The following is a 26,375-nucleotide window of genomic DNA, read 5'->3' on the forward strand; positions in this document are numbered from 1 at the left end:
TTTATATCGCACCTACTTTAGCCTTGAGCCACCGTGAACTGGTATAATAACACCATCTATCCATTCAGATTCATCAGTTAAAAGCCAAATAATCACATTGGCGAAATCTTCTGGTGGAGCCTTATCATCTCCCAATTTCCTATTCTTTCTCCAATTCCTCTCGGGTTCGAATTCGCCATCTATTGTAGTCGGAGCAATACCATTAACCCTTATACCTTTATTAATTAACTCAGACGCCAAAACTTCAACTTCCTTAGCTAATCCAGCTTTGGCTATAGCGTATGATAATTGATCTGGTGAAGCTTTACTAATACCACTCATCGATGAGACCAAAACAACGCTAGAACCTTCTTTTAGAAATTTCAGAGAAGCATTAATAACATAAAGAGGTATTTTAATATGATTAGTTAACATTTCGTCAAGCCCACTAAAATTTTCTATAGTATCTTCTATATATCCGCCAACTGAAATCACTAGGTGATCTATACCATTAATTAGTGAGGCGCATTTCTCTATTACGTTTTTAGCCCCAGTTATATTAGAAACATCCCCAACTACGTACTCTATTTTACCATACTTATTTAGTACCTCCCTCATTCTTCTCAATTTACTCTCTGTTCTCGCATTAATACAAACTTGCGCACCTTCTTTCAAAGCAAAATATGCGGTAGCATAACCTAGACCTTCGCTTACACCTACAATAACTACTTTCTTATTATCCAGCCTCCCCATATACTAAAGTGTTAAAGCTTAGTTTTAAGTAATTGTTTAATTTTTTCCTCCTCGCTTATTGGCATACTGCAAGTATTACCTATGCAAATATAGGCTCTACTCTTTCCCGCATTATATTTTAACATAGCTCTTATAATCGAACTAACATAGTCAACTCTTCTCTCATTAACCTTTTCGACCAATTTAAAAGGATAATAAGTTAATAAAGCAACCCTATGTAATTTCTCCGCTAAACCATCTCCTTCATCGACTACAACTACATGAGCCATTCCATTAATATAACTAGAAACAGAATTCATGATACCCGCAATAAACTGAGCGTTTTCAGCGCTTAAAGGCGGAATTAAGTGCTTAATTTTCTCCTCACTAACCTTAAATTCATCAGATAGCAACGATAATTTAAGTAAAGCTCTGATGTACATAGAATTCGTAGATTCATTTGGTGCGTCAGTAAAATTATCTAGATTCACGTTATCTATTGTTTTCCTGCCAAGTTCAATTGCTAAATCGTAATACCTTTCTTCGCCCAATATCTCATATGCTGATATACTAGCTAGTAGTGCAGATATATAATCTTCTGGTAAGCCGTCTTTTCCACCATCTAATCTTCTAGTAATGTTTCTGCTTATTTTATTTAACACGACTCTAGACTCATTAAGACCCTTATCTAGAATTAACGAGGAGAACAACAACGATTCTACCATCTTAGCGTTAGTATAAGTATACGTAGTTTCATCTCTGTATGGGGTCCTCCTATTTTCCTCTCTATATTTTAGTAGTTTCTTTCTAATCTCATTTATTTTTAATATTACCTCATTTGCGGGTAAACTTAATAATCTTGATAATTCCCTAAGATCTATTCCTCTTAGCAAAACTTTCCTACCTTCAACCTCTACAGTGTTTCTTAAATCAAATATCTTAGTTGCTAAACTAAAATCTTCGCCTAACGCACTCTTTAGCTCTTCTTCAGTCCATGTATAATATTTCCCTTCCATCCCCTCACTATCAGCATCTAAACTATTCGCAAAACCTTTTCCTTCTATATATAACTCCCTTAAAACGAAATTTACTAAGTTAGATATAGCGTCTAACATTTCTATATCATTAAATGCTAAATAATAAGCAAAATAATCATATAACAGTTCAGCATTATCTATCAATAATTTTTCAAAATGAGGTAATTTCCATTCTCTATCCACTGTATACCTATGAAAGCCTCCACCAACCTGATCAAAAATTCCACCATAATACATTTTTCTCAACGTAAAAAGCCCTAACTTTTTACCTAGATCATCCCCTCTAATTGCTGAATAGTTAAGGAATAGTAAATCCACAAAAGGATGAGGAAACTTGGCTCCATATCCCAATCCACCGTACTCTATATCATAATAAGATGTTATGTAAGAAAAAGCATCGTCTAACATATGTGAACTTATAGTGCCACCACTAAATTTAGGAACTAACATCTTTGGATCAATTGTTGATGAAAGGATCTGATTTCTATCTTCCCTCCAAATTCTAAGGATCTCCAATAACAATTTCTTAAACCCTATCCTTCCATATCTATCTTCTGGGGGAAAGTACGTTCCTCCAAAGAACACCTTACCATCAGGGGTCATAAATACGGTTAAAGGCCATCCAGACTCTCCAGTTAAGGACATTACTGCACTTTGAAGAACTCTATCCAAATCTGGCATTTCGTCTCTATCAACCTTTACTGGGATGAAATTTTCATTAACTATCTTCACTATTTCTGGATTTGCATAAGTGTCCTCATCCATCACATTACACCAATGGCACCATGAAGCTCCGACGTCGACAAGAATTAGTTTATCCTCTTTTTTCGCTATTTCAAAGATTTCCTCTGACCACGTGTACCAATTAATTGGATGATTTATAGCTTTCCTCAAATAACCACTAGAAGAATTAACTAATCTTTCATTCATTCTAATATTTTTAGAAGAATACACACATTTAAAATTTGTTATCAACTATTAGTATCTTGATCTCTTTTGGAATATATTTTATATAACAAAAAGAAACCTATTGCAAATAAACTAAGCCCTATTTCAGTATAATTTATAGTTGGCTTAATGTTGCCATTAGATTGAACAACTCCTGAGCTCCCGAAAAATGCTGTAATTGTTGAGTTCCCATTAACATTATACCAAAGCATGGCATTTGAAGCTCCATTTGACCAATTAAGTAGACTGCCATCAGCTTCAAGCAAGATACTAGAACCATTATATAATTTGATAAGACTAGAGTTCGTAACAGATATTATTGTGCCATTATATAATTCCATGTAAACTGTACCCCTTCCAATTACATTAACCCTTAAATAGGCATACTGAGGTATAACAGTAACATTCAGGTCAAGGTAGGTAACATTTTCTAGGCTGAGATTAACCTTATTCGTTTCGTTTCCATTAATAAATATGGAATAGGAATAAGGTGCTAAGACGTAGGCGTTAACCAATATACTTGAACTATTGAAATTTAGGGTAATGTTGCTATTCACAATTTTTACTCCATTTGAATCTGAAAAAACTAGTGTAACAGGAAAAGGGCTATAAATTTTAACATTAATAGTACTTGCAACAATAATATTTGATCCTAAAGCTATTAATGTAAGTAATATAAGACTTGTTGCTCCTTTGATCACATAAGTTAAAAGTACAATAACACACACAGTGTAAAACGCAACTGATAATAATCACTAAAATATTATGTTAAATGAGTGAGGAAACCAACCTTAACTGAAATATGATGACGGGTTGTTTCCCTGACTTTTGTGGTATTATTATAACTAAAAGATTTAACCAATGGGTATTACCAATTACAGGAAAGATGAAGATAATACTAGGCATTCCAGATTTAAAAATCCCTGTCTGGGAATTGAAATCACCTTTGATGATAAATCAGTTAAATTGGAATGAATTAAATTGGAAAAATGAAACGTGGGTAGATTCTGGCGGATATCAGATCATGGTCAAGGGTATAAAAGTGGATTTACAGAAGGTTATTGAGAAATACAAACTGCTAGATGCGACTAGATATATGAGTCTTGATATACCGACAAAACCTTGCCAAAAACCCTCAGAACTTAATTATAAACACTTTGAGTACTTATACTCTGTTTTCGACAAAAAAATAATACCTGTAATACACGCTTATGACACAGATTCAATAAAAAAAGCAGTAGATTTCTATTCCCAATATACCGATATAGTAGCATTTGGCGGAATTGTACCACCTACTTTAAACAGAAGTGGAAATAAAAAATTGGCAGTGGCAATGTACCACTTAGTCAGAAAAATATGGAGAGGAAGTATACATGTCTTAGGAGCAGGATCGCCATTCATGAGAAAGGTTTACTTTAATGCAGATAGTGTCGATACCTCAACGTACAGAGTTAAGGGAATTCATGGCATGGTTCTGATTCCAGGAAAAGGGGAAAGATATGTCGGAGAAAGAAAAATAATTTGGAGAGCTAGAAGAGCTAATGAGGCGGAGTTAGAAACGTTATTAACATTTCTTGACAAAACACATTACCCATTTACCGTAAGACTAGATAACTGGATTGACCGCAGTCTAATAAACGCGTGGGTTCTCTTAAATTCTGAATATGAAATAGAACATCCACTTATTAAATACTCAAGATATTTAGATAATCAAACAGAAGAAGAACTAGAGGATGAAGTAAATGAGCTTTGCATGCGAACAACTTTATGACTATTTTAAACAACCTAATTTTGATAGGATAATTAAAGAAGATGGAATAGACCCATTTAAACATCCAGTTGTGAAAAAGTGGCATCGATTTTTTATAGAATACTGGAAATCAAATAAAGAAATTGCATTATTATTACCATGCACTGTAGTGAAACCTTATTCGCTTTCCCCAACTCACAAAATAGCCTACTCTAACCTAAAAAAATATAACTTGGAGGATAAGGTACAGGTATATTCTGTATCTGAACCTATGTTACTCGTGCCTAGGGAGCTCGAAAACTGCTATCCATTCAATTCCTACGATTATCCACCATCGAAGATGTCAAGTAATGAAAAAGAGGAATTTATTGACTTACTTTCAATAGCGTTAAAACACATATCTGCAATGCACAGAAGATTAATTGCGGTATTACCAAGACACCACTATGAAATAACTGAAAAAGCAAGTAAAAAAGCTGGAGTACTAATAGAAATGCATGGATATGGTAGATTATCATTTAAAACAATCTCAAGCATAATAAAAGATATCAGTATGGAAGTTAGTCTAAAGAACCCTTAAAGTCCAAACTAAAGAATATTTAATGCAAATTTATGAAGCTCAATTTCCCGATTGAACTTAAAAGGATTCAATATTACACTATTCTTCTTTACATGACATTTCACAAAAATAGAGCAGGAGAATACTCTAGAGCTGAAATACCATAGCCAAGTTACCCTAGCACTAACTCTAACCAACTTCCACTTAATGGTTTCTGAACTCAAACACTTTCAATATTAGATTAAGTGCATCATAATTCTACTCTAGGTTAAGGTTTATGTTTTAAAACGTTTCTAACGTAACTAACAAAATATGGAAAAAGGGGAAACAATAGGAATAGTGTTACAGAAGAGTGAAGCCAATGAATTGCAAGGTTTGATTAGAGCTGATGAGGAAATAAATGTAGGACAATTACTACTAGTTGACGATTCTGAAAAATTATCGCTCGTAAGAGTAGAGAATTATGAATTCCTTAATGAGTTCTTTGATGAAAAAGGAGATATAGTGAAGTCTGTGCTAAAAGAACCCTCTATTTATGAAATTTTAGACATGAACACAATAATCAAAGCTAATCTACATTTAATTAAAAAATATAATCATAATTCTACCCCTAAACCTGGATCATTCATAAGAAGACTACCCGAGATGGGAAATGAGAAAGATTTGCTTTCCTTTTACGGCATAAAGAGCAAGGACGGATTAATTGAGTATGGAACACTAGCTGGTTCAGATATCCCATTATTACTAGATCTTAACGCAATAACAATGCATGTGGGGGTATTTGGAGAAACTGGAAGTGGGAAAAGTTATAATATGAGATATTTAATCAAACTTCTCTCTAATATAAAAATAAAAGATAAAGTAACGGCACTGCCAATGATAATTATTGATGCAAACGGCGACTACTCTGATTTGGCCTCGATAAATATGGATCTAGTCTCAAATGGAAGAGGCTGGATAAAAAAATACATACTGAAAGAACCTAAAGATCGAAACGATGTAAAATTAACAATAGATCTATCTGTGTTTACTCCTAGAGACCTAGCAGAATTCATAATGTTATTAAAGTACGGAGAATCTTCTTATAATACGCTTCAACTTAATTTCCTAGAACAAGCCCTTGCAAATCACGATAATAAAGAATATAATAGCCTTTTGGGGACAAACGTTGGAATAGAAACGTTAAAGAATGAAATATTAGCAATGCCACAAAATAAAGAATCTGGTATTACCACAAGCACTGCTAGAGGAATTATAAGTGCTCTGGAAATATTTAAGAGTAAAGTCATAAATAGGCTCCAATTAGTCAATTATTCTGCATCATTCACAGAAAGCACATTAGAGGTAATTTGGAAAAATAAGGGATTAGCAATAGTGGACTTTTCAGCTGAAGGTTCTCCGGGGGTTGACATACTTACTAAACAACTTATCGTAAGTTATATAGCGCGTTTATTATTTAACTATCTAACTAAATCAAAATATAACGGATATCAAAGGTTCTTAGGGTTAATCATAGAAGAGGCCCAGAATTACATTCCATCAAACGATTATCCCATAAATGCCAACTTAACTAAAGACATTTTAGTCACATTAGCAACACAAGGAAGAAAGTTTGGAGTCTCACTAATACTTGTAAGCCAGCGACCTGCGTTCATAGATAAATACGTTTTATCAATGGTTAATACATTCTTCTTCCATAGGATATACCATGAAGACATAAGATACGTGATGTCAGCTTCAGGTGGATTGCCAGATTCTCTAGCTAGAAATTTGACTTCATTAGAAACTGGTTATGTAATAGTTAGTGGACTAATGTCTGTGATGAAAAGTCCGACATTAGTGAAAATACCCTGGGATCCTAGGTTGGGATCATACGCTGGGAATGTAGAGAGAATTGATATGATTCTAGGAGAAGAGTGAGAATGTGAGTTGTACTAAAAGACTTAGTGAAACAGCAGCTGACTCCTCTTTCATTTATCAAATTTTCTCATGCGTAAGCAATAGTACCCCTTATATTGATAGATTAAGATTCTTTAAACAAGTAAAGGATGAAATCGATAGAATCGCTAGTAAAAGACAATCCCCTGAAATAGTTGCGTTAACTGCTGATTGGGGACAAGGTAAAAGTACCTTCTTAGATATTATTGAAGAGTATGGAAAGAGGAATAAGATTAACGTCACTAAAATATCCTTTATGGATTTGATAACTGGTATAGAAGATCTTCTATCCTTTAAAGATGGAGTATATTTAGTTGACGAAGTTGAAAGTTCAGTAGATTACTTTCTAGACTATCAGCACGAAATTAAGGAATTTTGGAGTAAAATAAAAGAACTTGCTAACGTTAGTGGAGACTCAACAATCTATTTATCAATGACCCCAAGTGCCTATTCGAAAGTATTTGGACCTGGTGGACAGCTACAAACGTTATTTCCGGAGACGTATCTGGCACTTATAGAAAGAATAAGACGAATTAATATAGAAAACCCTTCAAAATTAGAATTTATATTGATGCTAAAATGTATGTTAAAGCTTGTAGGAATCCAGGATTTCACGATACTTCAGTATATGGATATGCCATATTGGGTAATTGACCAAGAAAGAAGAAAATATGTAAGATTCTTTAATGAAATACTGTGTAAAAATCTTAAAAATATAGATAATATTTTTTTAGAATTAGCTAGATCAGATAAGGGAACTAGTCTAAACTCGGAAGGTGATACAGTAAAATTAGATACATTAGCTAAATTAGAGAATGAAGTGGATAGGAAAGAAGTTACCAAATTATATAAAATACTTATGAGTAGAATATTCACTGACGAAAAATTAATAGTTAAGCCATTAGACCAACATGTGGTAAAAGGGTCATTAATACCTTACTCAAGATGGATAGAAACTTTTCCTAAGAACCAAGATCATATTGAAGATTTCCTACTTACCTACTATGACGATGACTTCTATATTTTTATTAGTGATGATTTAGAGCGTGTAGTATATGAAAGTGTTGATATAAGCAACGTGAAGGAAAACGCCAGAAAGCTAAAAATATTCTCTAAAAGTGAGGCATATGCGTTATCTTGGAATTTCTTTGAAAGCGTAATTAATACAAATATTGGAGGATTAGTAGTAGATTTCAGAACTAGAGAAATTAGGGATAAAGCACTACAATTCGTTAACACCTATATCGCGGATAGGGAAAAGGAAATCGAGTCCCTAATACACTTAATGGAAATAGAAGGAGTTACGATTAATAATGTAAAAAGGATTGGGGAATTTGCTAGAGTTTTAAATATAAATGGTGATAGAACAATTATTTTAGCCAAACTGGTAGATGAAAGTGAAGTTAATGAATTAATAAAGGAAATTAAAGAGAGCAATGAAATAATACATGGAGTTATTATTGTTGAAACTCAAGCTGATAAGGAAAAGCTAATTAATTTACTGAATGAGTTAGCAATAGCTTACACAGAAATAAATGTGACTACACCTAAGAAAAGACAGTTATTATACTTATTGTTTTCCAGAATATATAACCTAGGTAAAATAAGACACGATTCTATAGATTTAAGACTAGGAGACATTAAAAATGCGATATTCACTCTACTATTAAAAATAAATGATAATCTTAACTTAAAACAACTTCCTATACTCAAAAATAAGAGACTGATACAATCTTTTAACTGGATAATATTCTATCCATCTACAAAAATCACTAACATAGAAGAGGTATTCGAAAAAGTAAATGATATTGTAAATGAGAAATTTAGAATGTATGGTAGTAAACAATTTCATCTAGAAGATATTGAAACTTCAAATACGTTCATAGAAGATGTAGTTAGTTACTTTACTAGCAACGAGATTATAAAGATTAAATCTAATTATATAGATTTTAGTGAATTAGCAGGAGAAACTTTATCTGAATTTTCAAAATTATTTGCAGGATTTATTAAGCAAAAATATAAACATGAGGCAGAAGAGATAGTTGCTAATTACATCATGTATTATGTAAACCAACAAGAAGCTAAAAGAAAAGATAGCAAGAATAATCCATTAATATTAGCGTATCAGATCTTTAGCCCGGATAAAAAAATTGGCCAAAATCCAACTTTAGATTTCTTTGTATATTCCTCAATAGTAACTGGTGAGATAGCAAAATATATGAATAAGGAATTAATTTTTAGCAAGCTGAATGAACAAATAAAGAAAATTAAGGAAAAATTGGATAACCCATATTCACGCTATGGATATTTCATTACAGCGAAGAGAAGAGGAGCTGCTATAAGAAGTTTAACAGAAATGAGAGAAATTATAGACATATATGAAAGAAACTGTGTGGACTTTAAAGATATCCGACTATGTTACGCTTACCTTTACCTATCAAACCTTTATCTAGAACTATTGAAAGAAACTGAAAGAGCTATTAATGAAGTAGAAGAAATACGTGCAGATATATTAAAGAGATTAGAAATAATTAATAAAGCCAAAAAATACGTTAAAATTGACGATAATATAGAGGAAGTTGAGAAAATAAATGAGATAATGCGTGAATTGAAAGATCATTTTGACCTCACTATGGCAAAATTGGCTGAAAAAATTCAGATTATTAACGAGAAGGGTAAAACAGAGTCCTTTAAGAAATATCTTGACTATTTATTAGCTACGATAAGAGTAGATGACAATAATTCAAATCTTTACCTCTTACTATTCAAATTATTAAGAGAGGTCCTAAATGGAACAACAATCAATGGAATAGAAGAGTTAAAGGGAACTGTAGTTGAAGAGATCTCAGAATTAGGAAAAATAGGAGCAGAAATTATTAACCTCAACATAATAATTGAAGAATTGGAAAAGATAAGTCCTGAACTACCTAAGCTTAGGGAAAATATTGAGAGAAACAAACAGAAAATTGAGGAGCTTATAAGAGAAATAAAAGAGGTGATTGAAAGCTATGAAATTAATTGAATTAATAGAGACTGTACGATACTACAAGGAAACCTTAGATATAGAAAAAATTAAGGAAGAAGATAGAAGAGTTAGAGAATTAATAGAAGAGTTAGAGAAAACTAAAGAGGATGTTAAAGATTTCCTTAAGAAACTATTGATCTTAGAGAAGAAATCAAGAGAGTTAGGGAGTTATGAAGAAAAAATAGACGATTTAAAAGAGGATATTAAAAGATTATATGAGCTAGACTCCGCCGAAGAGATAATTAAATTAGCTGAAAAAATAAAGAATAGGATAGAGAATTTAGAGAAGGATATAAATATGGAACTAGATAAAATTTTAGCTGAAAAAATAAAGAATATTGAGCAGATCAATGAAAGACTTAAACTTTTTGCTAAAATACTTCTCCATTTGCTTAAGATACCCAAAGAAGTAAGAACGTTCAATATTCCAACAGATAAATCGTTATCGAAGCTCAATGAAATTGAAAAACAAGCAAGGCAACATATGGAGGAATTATATAATATTATAGTAAATGAATTGAAAAAGATAAACTTAAATGAAACAGAAGTGAATTTACTTATAGAATTAATAGATAAGGGAGAAATAAGGGTTAATAGAGAGAATGCTGATATAATTGCGAAAATCATTAAAATGTTGATTGATAAAAATATAGTAATTAAGGTGAAAATTTGAATTTAAATGATATAATACAAAAAATAAATGAATTAGCAAATAGAGACATAGATGAGAGAAGCAAGATAGCTACTGCAATAGATCTCATTTACGATGATATAAAATCTGGAAATATCAACATGGAAATAGGTTTCTATGATGAAACACACGATATTGACCACATGGCCTGTAGCGTAGATGGAAGTAAGTACGAAATAGAGTTAAGTGATGTAACGTTAATTCTAGCTAGAGCTGTGAAAGTGATAGGGCAAAAAAGAGATAAGAAAAGTATTCCTTCCGAAGTTACAGAAGAATTCAGAATAGTTGAAAATTATTATGATAAAAATATTATATCAAATAAATCTATTTTGTTAATGTTAAGCCTTGAGACAAAACTACTTGAAAAATGTCACGATTGCAATATAGTATTTATTGATGGACCAATCATAGATCCCCCAGTATATTATGAAGAGGACGTAGAAGTTGAAAACATTTTATCATTAAATAAATTTACGCTTTATCGTTCACTAGTACTTAAACAACTAAAAAGTAAAGAAAAAGTCGTAATGGGTATAGTAAAGAATTTTTCACATCGACTTCTCATAAAGGAGTTGATAAATAGCTATCCAACTCTTTTCAAGGCAAGAGAAAATTACATAATAACAAATATCGTGTATAAATATAGACTGGAAAAAAATGAATTACATAAACCGATATTTTTAGGATGGATAAATTGGGACTCGTTAATAGACGGTGAACTATTAGATGATCTAAAGGGTATAGCCAAAGCCTACAAAGAATATAAGAAAAATTTGGGGACATTATCTATATATTCTTTATATTACCAATACAATATGACATCACCTATAGTCAGAATAGACGTCTTAAACGAGGCAAAGCCTAACGTAGAAATTATCAAATACCTAAATACATGGGCTATAGCTAATGTTAAAGAAGTAACTATTTTGAATAAATTAGCTGATGATCTCTCAGAAATAGATTCTCAAGATGCTAAAAAATATGCCTTATTATTTAACCTAGCTAGAAAAGATTATTTAAGTACAAACGATAGATTGATAGAATTAATGATGAGAAAACCAACATAACTGAAAAGATGAAGGTTCCTAGTCCAACTGAATTATTTATTTTCAGTTTGTAATTTTTTTGAAAGAGTTGATAGAGCAACAGTAGTACCTAATGTCGGATATATCTCGTTTCCTGCAGGAACCACTATTATTAACCCTCCCCTTTGTGATATGTCAGAAAGAGTCTCCAAAAACCTTAATTGCAACGCTGTCGGATTATCTCTATAATATGTAGACGCATCAGCTAAGATACTTGCAGCTTGCCTCTCACCTTCACTTAATATAACTTTAGCTCTTCTCAATCTTTCAGCCTCTGCTTGTTTAGCCATGGCTGTTAATAAGTCTTGAGACAATCTGATATCCCTTATGGTAACTGCGGTAACCTTAATTCCCCAGCCCTCAGTTGTCACATCTAAAATCTCTTGAAGCCTCTTATTGATCTCCTCCCTTTTGCTTAATAATTCGTCTAATTCCATTTGACCCACAATGTCTCTTAAAGATGTCTGAGCCAAGTTCAAAACTGCTACATTGTAATTATATACGCTTATCACCGCCTTTTGAGGATCAATTACCTTATAATATACTACAGCATCTACACTTACAGTAACATTATCCCTAGTTAGTATGGTCTGTGGGGGAACTTCCACTGTATTTATTCTTAAGTCAACTATCATAGGCCTATCGACAAAGGGTATTAGGAATATTATGCCGGGGCCTTTTACTCTTAAGAACCTTCCTAACCTTAATACTACAGCTCTCTCCCATTCTCTAACTACTCTAAATGACATTGCTATAAATATGATTATGATGATGAATAGAAACACTATACCTACAATATCTCCTACATTAATTGCCACTTTTTACTACCTCTAAATATATAACTATAATTTGAACCTTATTAATATTGCTGAAATAACCATGCCTATTACAAAAGCTAACACATAAATTATGATATATATATTAACACTAAATTGAGAGGAACTAGAAGTTGAAGTTATAGTGGTAGTTGTTACAGAAGTTTCCTGCTTATTCAATATCGACTTTATCCCGTTTTTGAAAGAATTCTGAGCAGAATTAAGAAAGTTTAACAAACTTTGATAATATGTCTGGAACTTACTTAAAAGTGAATTAAGTGTAGGAGAAGAGAAGTAATAAGCTGATGATAACGTATAATTTCCAGGATAGTAAACTACGTAAAACGAATAATTCCCATAGCTAAAAGTAGCAAACCCAGAAGAATTAGTTATAGCTGAATCTGTTACTGAAGGAGGAAATCCTGTCTCTAAATAGACTACTTGTCCGCCTAATGATCTATTCTCTAAAGTTAATTTCACAATAATCCTATTATTAGACTGATTAACTAATACATGAGGAGGAATTGGCCATAGAACTGAGGGGACGTTAGTGCCATTTAATTCTACTGCAAGAGGCGAGTATATATTAGGAAAACTTGATATCACCTTAACTCCATATGCAGATTCAGCAGTATCAAACCCAATTGAATAAGCATCGGGAACTATAGTTAATCTATAACCATTAAAATAGAATAAATTAGACACAGCATTTACATTCATATAAACTAAACTTCCCCCACCTGGCCCTCCCCATACTAACTCTAAATCATTAGGTAATCCAATTAAGGATAGTCCGCCCAACTGAAATAGCCCCAAAATTGGATACTTGTAATATACTCCCTCATGTCCATTTATATCATAACCGAATTCTAGTGTAGAGTTAACAATATCCATAAATAGTCTGATTGAAAGAGGAAGATTAACCTTAAATGTGGGACCTTGATAGCAAACAATACCAAGGCCTTGATAAGTAAATGAGTTATTAGTAACGTTAGCAAAAGGACCAGATAGGTTCCAAAGATTCACTATCAATGTAGCATAAAACGTATCATTTGAGATTTGGTGAAATAAAATAACGTTTTGCGCCCAATATTTTCCTAGAATCATAGCGTTCAACTGAAGGGATGCATTACCTGTTGTGAAGTATTGTCCACCTGGTAAGTATGAGCTCCCTATCTTTAGATATGTAATATTTATCTCTCCTTCTACAAAATTTGTATAAATTACAGTGTTAAGCGGATAGCTCGCTATACCAGAGGGGAAGGCTAAAATGGGAGTTTGCGAAGAAGTGGGCATTGTTAAGGGTAAGGATAATGGTAATAATAGAATTATTACGAGAAGAGCCTTATACATCACAAATATATACTAATATAACTAATAAAAAATCTGTGGCACATCCATTAGCAATTACACTTATAGTCATTGCAATTCTAATTGCTGTACTAGTTATAACTGGTTACATATCTGATCCGATAATAGATATTCCTTCATTAGCGTTGTTGGGCTTTTTAACATATCGGGTTATTAACGTAGTTGTAAAAACAAGAGGAAGAAACCTATATTCTTATGAAGGGAAAGTGGGAAAAGCAGTTGACGATATAAAAGCGGGCCAGGAAGGATATGTCATAGTTGAAGGTGAGTATTGGCAAGCGCTAGCCTTAGAGGATATAAGAAAAAATGAAGAAGTAATAGTAGTGAAGAGAGAAGGATTAAAATTACTCGTGAAAAGGAGGGTAAGTGATGTTGAAACCAATAGAGTATGAGAAGTTAATTGACGTATTAAGCAAAAAAGGTTTCGAAAGCAGGCTTATTGGAGAGGAATTAATGGCAATATTCTACCCACCTCCTATAGAAGAGGCTGGAGGAGAAGAAGGAGTTACTGGACAAAGATATTATATTATAAAATTTAAGATAAGAGATGGAATGGCCTATTACGAATCAACTACTCTTATGGAAGATGAAAAACCAATAAAAGTTTTAACCATAGAAGAAGTTGAACCTTGGCTAGAGACAATTTTAGGTGATTATTAATGTATCTATTCGTATATGGAAGTTTAAGATACGGTTTTGAGTTACATCACATAATAGCTAAATCCAGGTTCGTTGGTCTAGGGTATATAGAAGGTTATGAGATGTACGATTTGGGTAATTATCCCGGAATAATTAAGGGGGATGGAATAGTGTGGGGAGAAGTTTATGAGATAGATAACAACCTAATTAAGTTCCTAGATGAGGTTGAAGACTATAAGGGGGCGCCAGACGATTTATATGTAAGAGAAAAAACTAGAGTTTATTTTGATCAGAGAAGAAAATATTACTTAGATGACGTAAATTTCTATAGATATAATCGAGAAATAACTAATGATAGAGAAAGAATAGAAAATGGGGATTACTCAGCGTGGAGTGGAATGCCTATAATTGTAAATTATTTTGCATATGCTGAGAACACCAATAAAGATATTCTACAACAGCGTGGAGTAAATTTAATCATAAGCGAAGTTCCTGCATACTTAAAGGGTTATAGACTAATATTCAATATACCTTGTAAATATGGATTTTGCGCGAATTTAATAGAAGACGAAAATGGCATAATATGCGGATATGTGCAGAAGGTATTTCTTCACACTCTAAACTCGCTTGATAGAGCTGAAGAACATTTAATAAAATACCTAAGAGAAGTAGTGAAAGTGCATGATAAAAATGGAAAAGAGTACTTTGCATATGCGTATGTGTCAAGTTTTAAAGAAGATCGAAAGAAACCTAGTGAAGAATATATTAAAATTATAAAAGAAGGAATAATGAGAGGATGGGGAAATAATTGTGTAAGTACAGGGTTAAATGATGACCCTGGCAAGACTTGACCAGATGAAGAACGAACTCGGTTCTGATGATGATTGGCCAGTCTCATGATCTATGAAGAACCGTGCAGGAACTGATTAAACGCTTATTTTGCCGAATAAGGTAAATTATATAATGTGGTATATTGAGTTTAGAAGAAGCTTATGTACAGTATAGGAATAGAAATTTAAACTATGCATTGAGAATACTAGATACATTAATTAATCATCAACCAAATTTGAAAGAAGCCTATTCCTTGAAAGGCAAAATACTTTTTGAATTAGGTAAGATGCAAGAAGCGTTTGAAAACTTCCAGAAGGCTGATGACAAAGTAGGTATTGCTAAGGTACTTATCGCACAAGGATTATATAGAGACGCTTTATCATATCTTGATAAAGATAGTTCAAAAGAAGCTAAAAAATTAAAAGCAATAGTCTACCTAAAATTGGAAAATTATGAAAAAGCCTTAGAAGAAGCAAAAATGATAGAAGGTGATGAAGACCCAATAATATACAAAATAAGAGGAATAGCAGAATTTAAGTTGGGTAAGTATAGTGATGCCTTAGTAGATTTAAGCATAGCTATAGAAAAATATCCAACCGATGCCGAACTTTACTTTTATAGAGCATTAACACAAAGGGAACTAGGAAACTATAAGGAGGCTGAGAATGATTTGGAAATTGCAATTAATCTGAATCCATACTATGCTGAAGTCTATTTCAATCTAGGAGAAATAAAGGAAAGTAAAGGATTATTAGAAGAAGCAGTAACAATGTATTCTAGAGCGATAGATATTAACCCATCATATAGGAAAGCGTACGTGAGAAGAGCTAAGTCTTTAATGAAGTTAGGAAGAGAAGAGGAAGCTTATAGTGATATAAGAAGAGCTAACGAATTAGATAGCTCTCAAAGTTAAATACCCTTCTGGAATATAATATATACGATGAAATGCTCCACTAAACTAACTAGGGAAATTAGAGGTTTCTCGTTTTTAGTGCCTAATTGTGACGTAAATTTTCTACGAGAAAAATTCGAAGGTTTTAGAAAATTATCGAACGAGGAAAATAAAACTTACATTATAAGAATAGCCGATTCTAATTATTTCAAATTCGAAGTTCTTATGTTGCCTAATTCGTTAACTCTACTTACAATATCGACAGCAAGGGGGACAAACAATATAAATTTAAGGGATTTTGAAATGTTAGACGAGTTACAAGCATTGGCATGTTGCGGATATCAGAAAGAGGAATTAAAGAACTCTGTTGCAAATTTCCTTTCTTCTACTACACAAACAGCAGAGGCCGAAGTCGTAGATCTAATAAGTACTGATGAAGAATTCGAATGCCAGACCGAATGTAGTAACGTATCATGGAATGAAATAAAACTACCAGAAACATCTGAGGGAAAATGGACGACCACAGAACTAGCAACAACAGGTAGACTTTATTTGAAAGCGCTAGCAGGACAAGGTAAATTTTTAGCTATATCCACTGAAAGGCCACAAAATTCGATAAAATTCACCACATTAGAGAGATTAGGTGCATTATGTTGTTTTATAACAGAATTAAAAAGAAAACTTAATGATTGCCCTACTCTAAAAGAAGTTTTACAAACTTATTTGCAAATTGAAACCGGAAGAAAAAGGAGGAAAAGATGAGTGAAAAAGTAACTCCAATTTTTGGAATAGGAAATTTCGTCATGGATAAATTGGGAAACGTAACACAATACATGTTCTTCCACTATTATGATCCTGAAAATTACTACGCAAGTTTAACTAAAGAAATGCTAGACAAAGAAATAGAATTAGTAAAGGGAAATATGCAGAACTTCTTAGACGATGAGGAAATACTCATAAATGAAAGAAAAGTGAAAGCAATAGTAGTTAACACAGATATTTTTCTTCTAGATGTCACTCATCCCGTAATAGAATTTATAATAAAATTTAAGGGAAAGCTAAAAAGAGGAGTTAACGTCTATGAAAATGTATATGAGGAGGAAATAACGGAATATCCTTATGAGGCCATATGGAGATTACCGGGTAAGATACTAAATGCCAAGATAAAAGGACAAATAAGCATATTCGATAGCTTTCTAAAAATTAAAGTAAATAAAGGAATTAAAGTGGGTGGAAGAGAAAGAATTGAGTTTCTTTTAGCTTAACATCTTGTATATTTCATCAATTTTTACAGCTAATTGATAATCAAGATCTGTTAATCCTCCAAAATCGTGTGTAGTTAACTCGATTATGACCCTATTGTAATATACGCAGATATCAGGATGATGATCTAAAGCGTCTGCAGAAGGCTGTATTTCCCTCAACAAATCTATTGATTGTTTAAAGTCCTTTAATTTATATTCTTTTTTGATTTTCTTTCCATCTTCAGATACTGACCATCCTTGACTTTTAAGTTCCTCCAACTCCTTTGAAGATATTCCTCTCATAACCAATATGTATAACTTAAGAATAAAAAAAGACTCTTATAAAAAATCATTTGACTTCTGACAAGAACCTCTTAACTAAAGTTATCACTAATGGAATTAGTGCTATTGCAAAAGCTATAGCTAGACCCCACGATAAGGCATATATTATTGATGTTACATTACCAAAAGGTTCAACTATTATGGCAATAGCAATTAATAATACAATGATATATAACAATAATCTGCCATAATTTGCAATATAGGCTAACTCTTGGTTAGAACTAGCAAATGGAACTAATATTTTATCAATTAACGTATATGATGCATACAATATCACTGCACCTAATATCACTGCATAGAACACATACGGATCTACATAAGGTATAACACTGAAGATTGCTAAGGCTGCGGCGACAGTTATAATTGCTGCATATAATCCAAATCTCAACACATTAAATATTGCAGTTATTAGATCATCCGTTGTCTTAGTACCTACTTGCCTTTGCATGTAATCCACTAAAATATTAACTAAAGTTAAACCTATGGTAAGTAATACAATAGCACCAGCTAACTTGGGCAAATAATTAGCAATCTGCTGAACATATGTTGAAGCAGCTCCTATTTGAATAAAAGAAAGCGCTATTGATAAGGCAATTAGTATGATTAGGGCCTTTACAGTTCCTGCTATTATATCTACACTTGCTCTGACATGTTCCTCTTTAAATATTCTTCCTAGGAAGGCTTTTATGGAATAAGCTACAATGTTACCAACAATATACCCTATGAGTAGTATTATAACGAACAATATTATTGAGGGTATTGCATCAACAATACTTGTCGCTATGCTTGACAACGCTTGACTAACAGATGTTTGTGCTGATACTACTAACATCTTTATTCATTTAATATATTTATAGAGAATGTATATAAGCTTATCTTAAAACATATATGAGAATTTAAGGATATTTTAATAATTTGATAAAAACCTTTCTATCTTGCTTATAATGTTAGATAAACGCTTCTCTTCCTCTTTTAATTGTGTCAGCTTTCTTCTTAACTCCTCTGCTTTCAAAAGTTTACTTTCGATATCGTTAGCAAATCTCCCAATATATCTACTTTTTAGTTTACCGTCTTCCCAATATCTTAAATAATAATAGCTATTTCCATTAATTCTCTTAATTTCCAAATGGCCAGAAGGTAAACCCTCCAGTTCCTTTTCAATTTCCTCAATTTCCTTTTTCAGTTGTCCTAATCTATCCTCTAAAGTCTTAACTTTCTCCCAAATCATCAAACTCACCAATATCAATATTATCATCAAAAGTTTCATTAAGGGCTTTCAATACTTTTTCCTTATCTTCAACTAGTGCATATTTCTTAACACCACCAGCTCTTCCTCTATTAACTATTCTTATCTTAACTATTCCAAACATATCTAGTTCAGATATTATATCTGAAAATCTCCTATACGATAAAGGCTTTTGTCTGAATTTATTGCAAAGATCTGTATATATTTTATGAGCAGACATTACGTCTTCTGAATCTATCAGACTCCTTAGCGCTAACTTATAGTGAAATGGAAGAGCCTTTACGGCCTCTATAAGTCTTTCCTGCTCATATTCAACTATAGCCTTATCTACATGTTCCTTCCTTATCATGCCTTCTCCAGATGCCAACTGAGCTGCTCTGAAAAGAAGATTAACAGCCTTCCTCGCATCACCATGTTCTTTAGCAGAAATAGCTGCAATATATCCTAATATCTCATCGTCGTATGTACCTCTTATTAGGCCGTATTCAGCATACTTCGAAAGGATTAACTTCAATTGTTCAGCATCATAAGGCTTAAAAATAACTGATGGACCTAGAGAGGACAAAACTCTAGGCTCCATGTAATCCCTTACATTTATATCATTACTTATCATTATAACTGATATATTAGCATCAGATCGTAGCAATTGATAGAGAACTATGTCACCTCCTCTCCTCTTAACCAACGTATCCACTTCATCTAGATATATTATTGCCTTACCGTTTCTTGTTCCGTTCTTTATCTTATCTATATATTCTCCAAGATTAATCCCATGTTTAGGAACTGAAAAACCAGTCAACTTTCCAGCTAATGAAGATAAAACTGCTTGAGGGGTTCCACCGACTTCTCTACAATTAACATAAGCCTGTTTTACCTCTTTATACTCCTCATCTTCATTTTTAACCTCTTCAATCTCATTGAAAACATATTTACTGACAAATGTCTTACCAGTTCCAGTTAATCCAAGAAATAAGTTTGAAAACTTAACCTCATTCTTCACAAAATACCTTATAGCTATGGCGGTATCTCTCAAAATATCTTCTCTAAACGGAATTTCCTTAAATACTGACAAAGGATCAATAAACACCTTTGGGTTCTTTATGACTTCACCTTTACCACCTTTTAATGTCTCCCTAATCACAAACATTTCATATGTTTCTACTGTTAAACCTGTTTCCTATGTGTGTATTGGTAACATCTAGCTTTCAGGTCACATCAATATTACTTCAAAACTAGGTTTTTAGTAATTCTATACAATTTATAAAAAGAGAAAATCATATACGTTATAACAAGAACTAGAATAGCAAAAACTAGTAAAAGAAGGGACTGAAAGAATAATGATACTATTTGACTTGTTGGGAGATATTCTATCAAAAAATAAGGATAAAGTTGCAATAACGCAATAATAAATGCTAATTTGCCTGACCCAAATGATGCCTTAGCGATAAGATATAATAAGTATGAGATAGAAAAAGATACAGCCATAGTAGACTTTATAAACATTCTTCTTAAAATTGCTGTCACATGTTCAACTCAAATAAGTTATTTATTAATCTTTTCAAGATTGTTAAATTCTTAAAGGTATACCATCTAAATATTTTTAACGCGTCGTTAAGGGATTATACGAGTTGATTAAGAGATATTAACAGGAAAATTTCCAAAAATTGATGATCATTTAACTCCCCAGTTATACAGTAAATTTCAACTGTTTTCTGAAGCCATAAAAACCCTAATATTTAGATAAGAGGTATTGAAGCCGCAGAGATAAGTGAGGTTAAAGTGTTAGAATTCGATGAGCAAGTTGAATAGAGAACTTGATTCTTGTTCTGAGGAATCACAGGCAGTATCCATAGTTTCAAGGTATCAAGGGAATTACAGAATATATGTTATAAAATTATGAACTGTAATTTATTATTAACATAACATAGATTTTAAAGTGAAGAGATAGATAATACGTTTGTACAGGGTAATACCATATTATGGAACAGACTGTGTGAATTTCCACTGAAACTCTACATTTAATTATGGCATGAATTGAATAATTCAAACAAGCGTTTGTATAATAATGTTGTTTTTCAAGAGCTATTATTTACAAGAAACGGAGGAAATTCACAGAGTGTCCCTATTGCATAAGCTAGGAAAAAGGGAGAAATTAGGGTATAATAGCTTAACGAAACGGAGGAAATTTACTGTAAAAAAGCAATTAAGCTAACGTATCAATTATTGCGATTAATTCATCAGTATACTCCGTAGTTGATAGTGCTCTTACACCCATAAACCTTGCAATATCTTGTGTTACCTTCTTTTGTTTTATTGATTCCATAATTGCAGTGTCAACTAAGTCCGCCGCTTTATCCCAGCCCATAAATCTTAACATTAACTCACCTCCTCTTATGATTCCAGTTGGGTTTGCGACATTCTTGCCAGCATACTTAGGTGCTGTACCATGTATAGCCTCGAACATTCCTCCAGAATCTCCTATGTTAGCTCCACCTAGTAGACCTATATTACCTACTAATGCTCCTGCAGCATCTGATATATAGTCTCCATTTACGTTTGGTGCCAATATTACATCGTATTCTTCTGGTCTTATTATTATTTGTTGGAACATGTTATCAGCAATTCTATCATTTATAATTACCTTTCCTGATGGTGGTACTCCATTATAGTTTTTATTTATCTCCTCTTCAGTTACAACATAATCTCTAAACTCTTTTGTTGCAACCTCATATGACCATTCTCTGAATGCTCCTTCGGTGTATTTCATGACGTTACCTTTATGCATTATGGTTACTTTCTTTCTTTTATGATCAATAGCATATTTTATTGCCATTCTCGCGATTCTCTGCGTTTTAAATTTACTAATGACTTTTATACCGATTCCTGTATCATCTTCTACTTCTACTCCTAGATCTTTCTTTAAGAATTCTCTGATTTTCTTGGCTTGTTCACTATCATAGGGATATTCTATCCCTCTATATAAGTCATCAGTATTTTCCCTAAATATTATCATATCAACTTTATCTGCATTCTTGATAGGACTCTCAATACCTGGAATATATTTAACTGGCCTTATGTTAGCGTAAAGATCTAACATAAGCCTTATAGCTACATTGATAGATTTCCATCCTTTACCTATTGGAGTCTCTAAAGGTCCCTTTAGTAAGACCCTATATTTCTGTATTAAATCTTCAGATTCTTTAGGAAACCTATTTCCAGTTATTTTTTCTGCCTTATCTCCAGCTAGAACTTCAACCCACTTAATTTCCCTATCAGATCCGTAAGCTTTACTTACCGCTTTGTTTATTACTTTTATTGCCGCTTGTGTTATTTCAGGTCCTATACCATCACCTTCCACATACAAAACTATCGGCTTCTTAGGGACAAGCCATTTCCCATTTTCAAATTTAATTACTTCTCCATCTTCTGGTATCTTTTGCATCAAAATCTAACTCTAGTATACAAATTTAAAATCGCTGATTAAGAATTAGCAGACTCTAAAGGTGATACATAGATAACGGATGACTGAGTTCAAAAAGTTCTTTAGGTGTTTCAATCTTCACTTTTGACTCAAAATATAATTAAAATTTTTATGCTTATTAATGAGACTACTTAGGGTTCCCTTTTTGAATTCAAATAATTATTTGGATTTCTTCACGCGTTAGCCTACTTTACAATCAGCTATTTAATTAAATTAGTTTTCTATAAATTTTTTACGATCTAAATAACTCCGTTAAATCCATGGCTGATTTTTAATAACGACCTTAATTAACGGATTTAACCGGGGAGTTAAATCTACTAATTGTTGGTAGAAGACTTAAACTACAATAATTTAAATTACGTATTTTAAGTTGCTTGTAATAGAATAATTGGGATTTTATCTTCTTAATCCGCGTTTGGGTATTACATTTTAGAAAAAGACTTTAACTGCTTTCTTTAATAGTGTAGCTTCAGTTTGGAAAAAGTATATACGCTCAAAAACCATAATACCTTTGATGGCATGGAGTGTAATTTTGGCGATATCCTTAATCTTAAGTGGGTTAGGATTACCACTAACCATGAATGCTACACATTATCAACCTATATCTACATTACCCTCAAATTATTACTTAACTGTCTCAATAGTCCTGCCTCCGAGTAATTTAACTTTATTACAACAATATGTTCAAGAACATGTAATATTGAATGAAAGTGAAGTAGAAAAACTCTTCATTCCTAATGTGGAAATATCTAAATTACTATCAGAGTTAAGGCACATGAACATAACCGCAACAAACTACATGAATGTTATATTAGCAAGTGGAACAGTCTCCCAATTAGAGAAAGCATTAAATGGAAAGTTTTATGTATATAACTTTGATGGAAAGAAATTCTATGAGTTCTCTGGATCCCCAACAATATCAAATGCTATTGTAATAGGTACTAATATTACCTCATTGTTCTTGAGTAAACCCACCACACTATATAATATCACGCAAGCAGTAGCCTATAACGCTTTACAACCTAACCAATTACTGAACGCCTACAATATAAGTTGGTTATATAAATATAATATAACTGGAAAAGGTACAACAATAGGTATACTGGACTTTTACGGAGATCCTTATATTCAACAGCAATTGTTAGAATTTGATAAAGAGAATAACATATCTAATCCTCCATTCTTGAAGATAGTTCCAATAGGTGCATATAATCCAAACGATGGTATATTATCGGGTTGGGCTATGGAGATTTCATTAGATGTTGAATATGCTCATATCGTTGCTCCAGATGCAGGGATCGTCTTATATGTAGCTAATCCCAACATTCCTCTTCCAGCGATAATAGCTTTTATAGATCAACAAAACGAGGTTAATGTATTATCACAGAGTTTTGGAATTCCCGAACTTTACGTAGAATTGGGTTTGATTCCACTTTCCTATGTCAACTCTTTAATGTATGAGTACTGGTTAGGTGAAGTAGAAGGAATAACTTTTGTAGCAGCTTCAGGTGATGCAGGAGGAAACGGCTACAATTACTATTTAACGCCTCAAGGTTCCATGATATTTCCAGCTTCTATACCTTATGTTTTAGCAGTTGGAGGCTCTTCTGTGTATATTTCAGGAAATAATACTATTGAAACTGCATGGAGTGGAGAAAGTGTTCTTGGAGCATCTACTGGTGGTTATAGTTCATTATTCCCAGCACCTTGGTATCAAGGCATAAGCGGTTTCAGAGTAGTACCTGATGTAGTTGCTGATGCTAATCCCTATACCGGAGTCTTCATTCTATATTACTATAATCAAACTTATCTTGTAGGAGGAACTTCATTAGCAGCACCTATAGTCGCTGGTATAATAGATTTAATGACCCAACATTACGGTAAACTTGGATTTATAAATCCATTTCTTTATGAATTAAAGAATACGAGTGCATTAACACCTATAAAATTTGGGTACAATACACCTTATTATGTTAATTCTTCAGAAGGTCTAAATCCCGTAACAGGTCTAGGGTCTATTAATGCTGGATATTTATACATGTTATTACCTAAAGTGATAAACTCTCCTAGAATTTCTGTTGCAGTGAGTAATACGACATACTTAGATGGTCAGACAGTGAAGGTAATTGCAAACATAAGCGGTGTTGTTGCTTCGAACGTTATTGGTATTGTCTATAATGGAAGTTCTATAGTTCAACAGTTTCCATTAAAATTCAATGGAACTTATTGGGTTGGTGAATTTACTGCAGAGGGTAGTGGTATTCAAGAAGTTATAGTAAAGGCAGGTAATTTAGAGGGTTCAGGTTATGTTACAATAGGTTATCAGGCTCAATTCATATTTCCACCTGTAGCGTTATTTCCAGAACCTGAGTCAATTCCTATAGTAGTACAATTGATTTATCCAAATGGTTCATTAGTTAAGAATCCTCCAAGTAATCTAACAGCTACAATATACAAGTACAATTTAGTAAGCAATAAGGCGATCCCAGTATCAAATGTCCAATTGCAGAGAGGTGCGGTTATAAATCTGTCTATCTTGGGTATTCAAATTCAGCTAGGATATCTCACTGGGGTTTATCAACTTCCAACCAACACTGTAAGTGGAGTTTATGTCATCAAACTAGCTGGTGTTTTCGGATTTGATGAATTTGTTGCAGGAATATATATACTCGATGCAGTATACCCTCCGATATTCACTAATCCTCTTGTAGTAGCTCCAGGTGAAAATGTGACAATTCTTGCAGAAGCTTTAGCGTTAGGTTCTCCTAATGTTACCGTGAGTTTCTACAACATTTCTGGGGACGAAGTATATTCGATACCAGTAAATGGTATTGATTACCAAAATACTTTAATATATATAACGCAGATAAGCTTACCTCCATTAAGACCAGGCTATTACTATGTGGTAGCTAGGGCCGTATATAATGCTTCTAATTATACTGCAGAAGGCATTGGTCTAACTCAAATTTACGTCGCTCCTTATTCCCTTAACGTTAAAGTTAAAATTATGCCTAATAGTAGTCTAGTCTATCAAAATCAGAAAATCTATATTATAGCTAACATTACCTATCCTAATGGTACTGAGGTTAAATATGGCTCATTCTCAGCAATAGTAGTTCCTTCTTACCTTTCCAGTGAATTCGATAATTTACAATTACAATACAGTGTGCCTCTAGATTACTCGAATGGTAGCTGGATAGGATCATTACAGATTCCTAGTGGGTCTTCATCTAACTCATTAGGGTACTCCACTTATGGAATATCTGGCTATTGGTATGTGTATGTGGAAGGCATATCGGCGGAAGGTATACCAACAGTCTTCCCTGCGTCTCTTAACGTAAACTCTCTAACCATAAATCCATTATTGCCTTCTAATGAGTTCGTCGTCTTGCCTTATGTGTATGTAAATGTGTTTAACGGATCAATTGCATTTAATGAGTTCATTAATGAGGCTATAATAGTTGGTCACAATGCAACTTTTATAAATAGTATAGTAGGCAACTTAATAGTCAAAAATGCTACAGTTACGCTGATAGATTCTAAAGCATTAAATGTAAATTTAAGCAACGCCAGTATAATAAGTCTAAATAGTACTACAGCTAGTACTAATAATATACGTTATATTACAGTGATATCCCATGGTGAACTAACTCATTTGAGATCTGGTTTAAACGATAATTTACTCCTTATAATAGGAGTTATTCTAGACATTCTGACAGCGATATTTGTTGTATTCATGAGAGTTAAGAAGAAACAAACATAGTTACTTT

Annotated in this window: 24 protein-coding genes; 13 read left to right on the plus strand and 11 right to left on the minus strand. The window is 32.9% G+C overall.

The genetic code is table 11. The features are described 5' to 3' along the window. Positions 1-12: 12 nt before the first annotated feature. Genes V6M85_RS05395 through V6M85_RS05405 form a run of 3 tightly spaced genes read right to left on the minus strand, consistent with a single transcriptional unit; the run spans position 13 to position 3,253 of the window. On the minus strand, positions 13-732 hold the full coding sequence (locus tag V6M85_RS05395) for an SDR family NAD(P)-dependent oxidoreductase (protein WP_338603958.1): 720 nt from the start codon (positions 730-732) through the stop codon (positions 13-15). 11 nt (positions 733-743) lie between these two features. Further along, positions 744-2,678, minus strand: coding sequence for a thioredoxin domain-containing protein (locus V6M85_RS05400; protein ID WP_338603961.1), 1,935 nt, complete (start codon positions 2,676-2,678; stop codon positions 744-746). A gap of 41 nt (positions 2,679-2,719) precedes the next feature. Continuing rightward, the gene (locus V6M85_RS05405) at positions 2,720-3,253 is read right to left on the minus strand and encodes a hypothetical protein (protein WP_338603965.1); all 534 of its coding nucleotides are present in this window, start codon (positions 3,251-3,253) and stop codon (positions 2,720-2,722) included. Between the two features lie 329 nt (positions 3,254-3,582). On the opposite strand from V6M85_RS05405, the gene V6M85_RS05410 reads away from it, so the two are divergent. From V6M85_RS05410 to V6M85_RS05435, 6 genes are all read left to right on the plus strand, one after another. Then, positions 3,583-4,467: a hypothetical protein gene (locus V6M85_RS05410; protein WP_338603968.1), complete on the plus strand. Its 885-nt coding sequence runs from the start codon at positions 3,583-3,585 to the stop codon at positions 4,465-4,467. Next, a complete protein-coding gene (locus V6M85_RS05415) occupies positions 4,439-5,026 on the plus strand; it encodes a DUF5591 domain-containing protein (RefSeq protein WP_338603971.1) in 588 nt (195 codons plus the stop codon). The genes V6M85_RS05410 and V6M85_RS05415 overlap by 29 nt, the downstream gene beginning before the upstream one ends. A 291-nt stretch (positions 5,027-5,317) precedes the next feature. Continuing rightward, complete coding sequence (locus V6M85_RS05420; protein ID WP_338603973.1) at positions 5,318-6,925, plus strand: ATP-binding protein; 1,608 nt, start codon at positions 5,318-5,320, stop codon at positions 6,923-6,925. Positions 6,926-6,929: 4 nt separating this feature from the next. Continuing rightward, entirely contained in the window at positions 6,930-9,965 is a 3,036-nt protein-coding gene (locus V6M85_RS05425) for a hypothetical protein (RefSeq protein ID WP_338603975.1), read from the plus strand. Next, on the plus strand, positions 9,952-10,641 hold the full coding sequence (locus V6M85_RS05430; protein WP_338603977.1) for a hypothetical protein: 690 nt from the start codon (positions 9,952-9,954) through the stop codon (positions 10,639-10,641). The genes V6M85_RS05425 and V6M85_RS05430 overlap by 14 nt, the downstream gene beginning before the upstream one ends. After that, a complete protein-coding gene (locus V6M85_RS05435; protein WP_338603979.1) occupies positions 10,638-11,726 on the plus strand; it encodes a DNA double-strand break repair nuclease NurA in 1,089 nt (362 codons plus the stop codon). The genes V6M85_RS05430 and V6M85_RS05435 overlap by 4 nt, the downstream gene beginning before the upstream one ends. Before the next feature lie 32 nt (positions 11,727-11,758). Here V6M85_RS05435 and V6M85_RS05440 read toward each other — a convergent pair whose 3' ends face one another. Continuing rightward, entirely contained in the window at positions 11,759-12,562 is an 804-nt protein-coding gene (locus V6M85_RS05440) for a slipin family protein (RefSeq protein ID WP_338603982.1), read from the minus strand. A 24-nt stretch (positions 12,563-12,586) separates the two neighbouring features. Next, positions 12,587-13,912: a thermopsin family protease gene (locus V6M85_RS05445; RefSeq protein WP_338603985.1), complete on the minus strand. Its 1,326-nt coding sequence runs from the start codon at positions 13,910-13,912 to the stop codon at positions 12,587-12,589. A 35-nt stretch (positions 13,913-13,947) separates the two neighbouring features. Between V6M85_RS05445 and V6M85_RS05450 the strand changes: the two genes are divergently transcribed. From V6M85_RS05450 to V6M85_RS05475, 6 genes are all read left to right on the plus strand, one after another. Further along, on the plus strand, positions 13,948-14,322 hold the full coding sequence (locus V6M85_RS05450; RefSeq protein ID WP_338604629.1) for an NfeD family protein: 375 nt from the start codon (positions 13,948-13,950) through the stop codon (positions 14,320-14,322). Next, on the plus strand, positions 14,300-14,590 hold the full coding sequence (locus V6M85_RS05455) for a hypothetical protein (protein ID WP_338603988.1): 291 nt from the start codon (positions 14,300-14,302) through the stop codon (positions 14,588-14,590). Before V6M85_RS05450 ends, V6M85_RS05455 begins: the two co-directional genes overlap by 23 nt. Further along, entirely contained in the window at positions 14,590-15,420 is an 831-nt protein-coding gene (locus V6M85_RS05460) for a gamma-glutamylcyclotransferase (RefSeq protein WP_338603990.1), read from the plus strand. Before V6M85_RS05455 ends, V6M85_RS05460 begins: the two co-directional genes overlap by 1 nt. Before the next feature lie 122 nt (positions 15,421-15,542). Next, positions 15,543-16,313, plus strand: coding sequence for a tetratricopeptide repeat protein (locus V6M85_RS05465; protein WP_422398120.1), 771 nt, complete (start codon positions 15,543-15,545; stop codon positions 16,311-16,313). Positions 16,314-16,340: 27 nt separating this feature from the next. Next, the gene (locus V6M85_RS05470; RefSeq protein ID WP_338603993.1) at positions 16,341-17,054 is read left to right on the plus strand and encodes a hypothetical protein; all 714 of its coding nucleotides are present in this window, start codon (positions 16,341-16,343) and stop codon (positions 17,052-17,054) included. Continuing rightward, positions 17,051-17,557 carry a hypothetical protein gene (locus tag V6M85_RS05475; RefSeq protein WP_338603995.1) on the plus strand — a complete coding sequence of 169 codons (507 nt, stop codon included), beginning with the start codon at positions 17,051-17,053 and terminating at the stop codon, positions 17,555-17,557. Before V6M85_RS05470 ends, V6M85_RS05475 begins: the two co-directional genes overlap by 4 nt. On the opposite strand, the gene V6M85_RS05480 is transcribed toward V6M85_RS05475, so the two are convergent. The 6 genes from V6M85_RS05480 to V6M85_RS05505 all read right to left on the minus strand — a co-directional run bounded on the left by V6M85_RS05480 (position 17,549) and on the right by V6M85_RS05505 (position 22,566). Then, positions 17,549-17,839: a 4a-hydroxytetrahydrobiopterin dehydratase gene (locus tag V6M85_RS05480; RefSeq protein ID WP_338603997.1), complete on the minus strand. Its 291-nt coding sequence runs from the start codon at positions 17,837-17,839 to the stop codon at positions 17,549-17,551. The genes V6M85_RS05475 and V6M85_RS05480 overlap by 9 nt on opposite strands. A gap of 46 nt (positions 17,840-17,885) precedes the next feature. Then, complete coding sequence (locus V6M85_RS05485; RefSeq protein WP_338603999.1) at positions 17,886-18,710, minus strand: mechanosensitive ion channel family protein; 825 nt, start codon at positions 18,708-18,710, stop codon at positions 17,886-17,888. Between the two features lie 75 nt (positions 18,711-18,785). Then, entirely contained in the window at positions 18,786-19,106 is a 321-nt protein-coding gene (locus tag V6M85_RS05490) for a hypothetical protein (protein WP_338604001.1), read from the minus strand. Next, positions 19,087-20,271, minus strand: coding sequence for a Cdc6/Cdc18 family protein (locus V6M85_RS05495; protein ID WP_338604004.1), 1,185 nt, complete (start codon positions 20,269-20,271; stop codon positions 19,087-19,089). Before V6M85_RS05495 ends, V6M85_RS05490 begins: the two co-directional genes overlap by 20 nt. Before the next feature lie 74 nt (positions 20,272-20,345). Beyond that, positions 20,346-20,627: a hypothetical protein gene (locus tag V6M85_RS05500; RefSeq protein WP_338604635.1), complete on the minus strand. Its 282-nt coding sequence runs from the start codon at positions 20,625-20,627 to the stop codon at positions 20,346-20,348. A gap of 700 nt (positions 20,628-21,327) precedes the next feature. Further along, on the minus strand, positions 21,328-22,566 hold the full coding sequence (locus tag V6M85_RS05505; protein ID WP_338604006.1) for an NADP-dependent isocitrate dehydrogenase: 1,239 nt from the start codon (positions 22,564-22,566) through the stop codon (positions 21,328-21,330). Between the two features lie 553 nt (positions 22,567-23,119). Between V6M85_RS05505 and V6M85_RS05510 the strand changes: the two genes are divergently transcribed. Then, on the plus strand, positions 23,120-26,368 hold the full coding sequence (locus V6M85_RS05510) for a S53 family peptidase (protein WP_338604009.1): 3,249 nt from the start codon (positions 23,120-23,122) through the stop codon (positions 26,366-26,368). Positions 26,369-26,375 lie beyond the last annotated feature (7 nt).

It is taken from the genome of Sulfolobus tengchongensis (assembly GCF_036967215.1).
Lineage (GTDB): Archaea > Thermoproteota > Thermoprotei_A > Sulfolobales > Sulfolobaceae > Saccharolobus > Saccharolobus tengchongensis_A.

Bases quoted from the DNA above. Each gene is read 5' to 3' on its own strand.
- V6M85_RS05415 (WP_338603971.1), top strand. From the start codon at position 4,439: ATGAGCTTTGCATGCGAACAACTTTATGACTATTTTAAACAACCTAAT.
- V6M85_RS05410 (WP_338603968.1), top strand. From the start codon at position 3,583: ATGAAGATAATACTAGGCATTCCAGATTTAAAAATCCCTGTCTGGGAA.
- V6M85_RS05420 (WP_338603973.1), top strand. From the start codon at position 5,318: ATGGAAAAAGGGGAAACAATAGGAATAGTGTTACAGAAGAGTGAAGCC.
- V6M85_RS05395 (WP_338603958.1), bottom strand. From the start codon at position 732: ATGGGGAGGCTGGATAATAAGAAAGTAGTTATTGTAGGTGTAAGCGAA.
- V6M85_RS05480 (WP_338603997.1), bottom strand. From the start codon at position 17,839: ATGAGAGGAATATCTTCAAAGGAGTTGGAGGAACTTAAAAGTCAAGGA.
- V6M85_RS05505 (WP_338604006.1), bottom strand. From the start codon at position 22,566: ATGCAAAAGATACCAGAAGATGGAGAAGTAATTAAATTTGAAAATGGG.
- V6M85_RS05485 (WP_338603999.1), bottom strand. From the start codon at position 18,710: ATGTTAGTAGTATCAGCACAAACATCTGTTAGTCAAGCGTTGTCAAGC.
- V6M85_RS05500 (WP_338604635.1), bottom strand. From the start codon at position 20,627: ATGTTTATAAAGTCTACTATGGCTGTATCTTTTTCTATCTCATACTTA.
- V6M85_RS05400 (WP_338603961.1), bottom strand. From the start codon at position 2,678: ATGAATGAAAGATTAGTTAATTCTTCTAGTGGTTATTTGAGGAAAGCT.
- V6M85_RS05455 (WP_338603988.1), top strand. From the start codon at position 14,300: ATGTTGAAACCAATAGAGTATGAGAAGTTAATTGACGTATTAAGCAAA.
- V6M85_RS05495 (WP_338604004.1), bottom strand. From the start codon at position 20,271: ATGTTTGTGATTAGGGAGACATTAAAAGGTGGTAAAGGTGAAGTCATA.
- V6M85_RS05430 (WP_338603977.1), top strand. From the start codon at position 9,952: ATGAAATTAATTGAATTAATAGAGACTGTACGATACTACAAGGAAACC.
- V6M85_RS05490 (WP_338604001.1), bottom strand. From the start codon at position 19,106: ATGATTTGGGAGAAAGTTAAGACTTTAGAGGATAGATTAGGACAACTG.
- V6M85_RS05510 (WP_338604009.1), top strand. From the start codon at position 23,120: ATGGCATGGAGTGTAATTTTGGCGATATCCTTAATCTTAAGTGGGTTA.
- V6M85_RS05445 (WP_338603985.1), bottom strand. From the start codon at position 13,912: ATGTATAAGGCTCTTCTCGTAATAATTCTATTATTACCATTATCCTTA.
- V6M85_RS05460 (WP_338603990.1), top strand. From the start codon at position 14,590: ATGTATCTATTCGTATATGGAAGTTTAAGATACGGTTTTGAGTTACAT.
- V6M85_RS05475 (WP_338603995.1), top strand. From the start codon at position 17,051: ATGAGTGAAAAAGTAACTCCAATTTTTGGAATAGGAAATTTCGTCATG.
- V6M85_RS05470 (WP_338603993.1), top strand. From the start codon at position 16,341: ATGAAATGCTCCACTAAACTAACTAGGGAAATTAGAGGTTTCTCGTTT.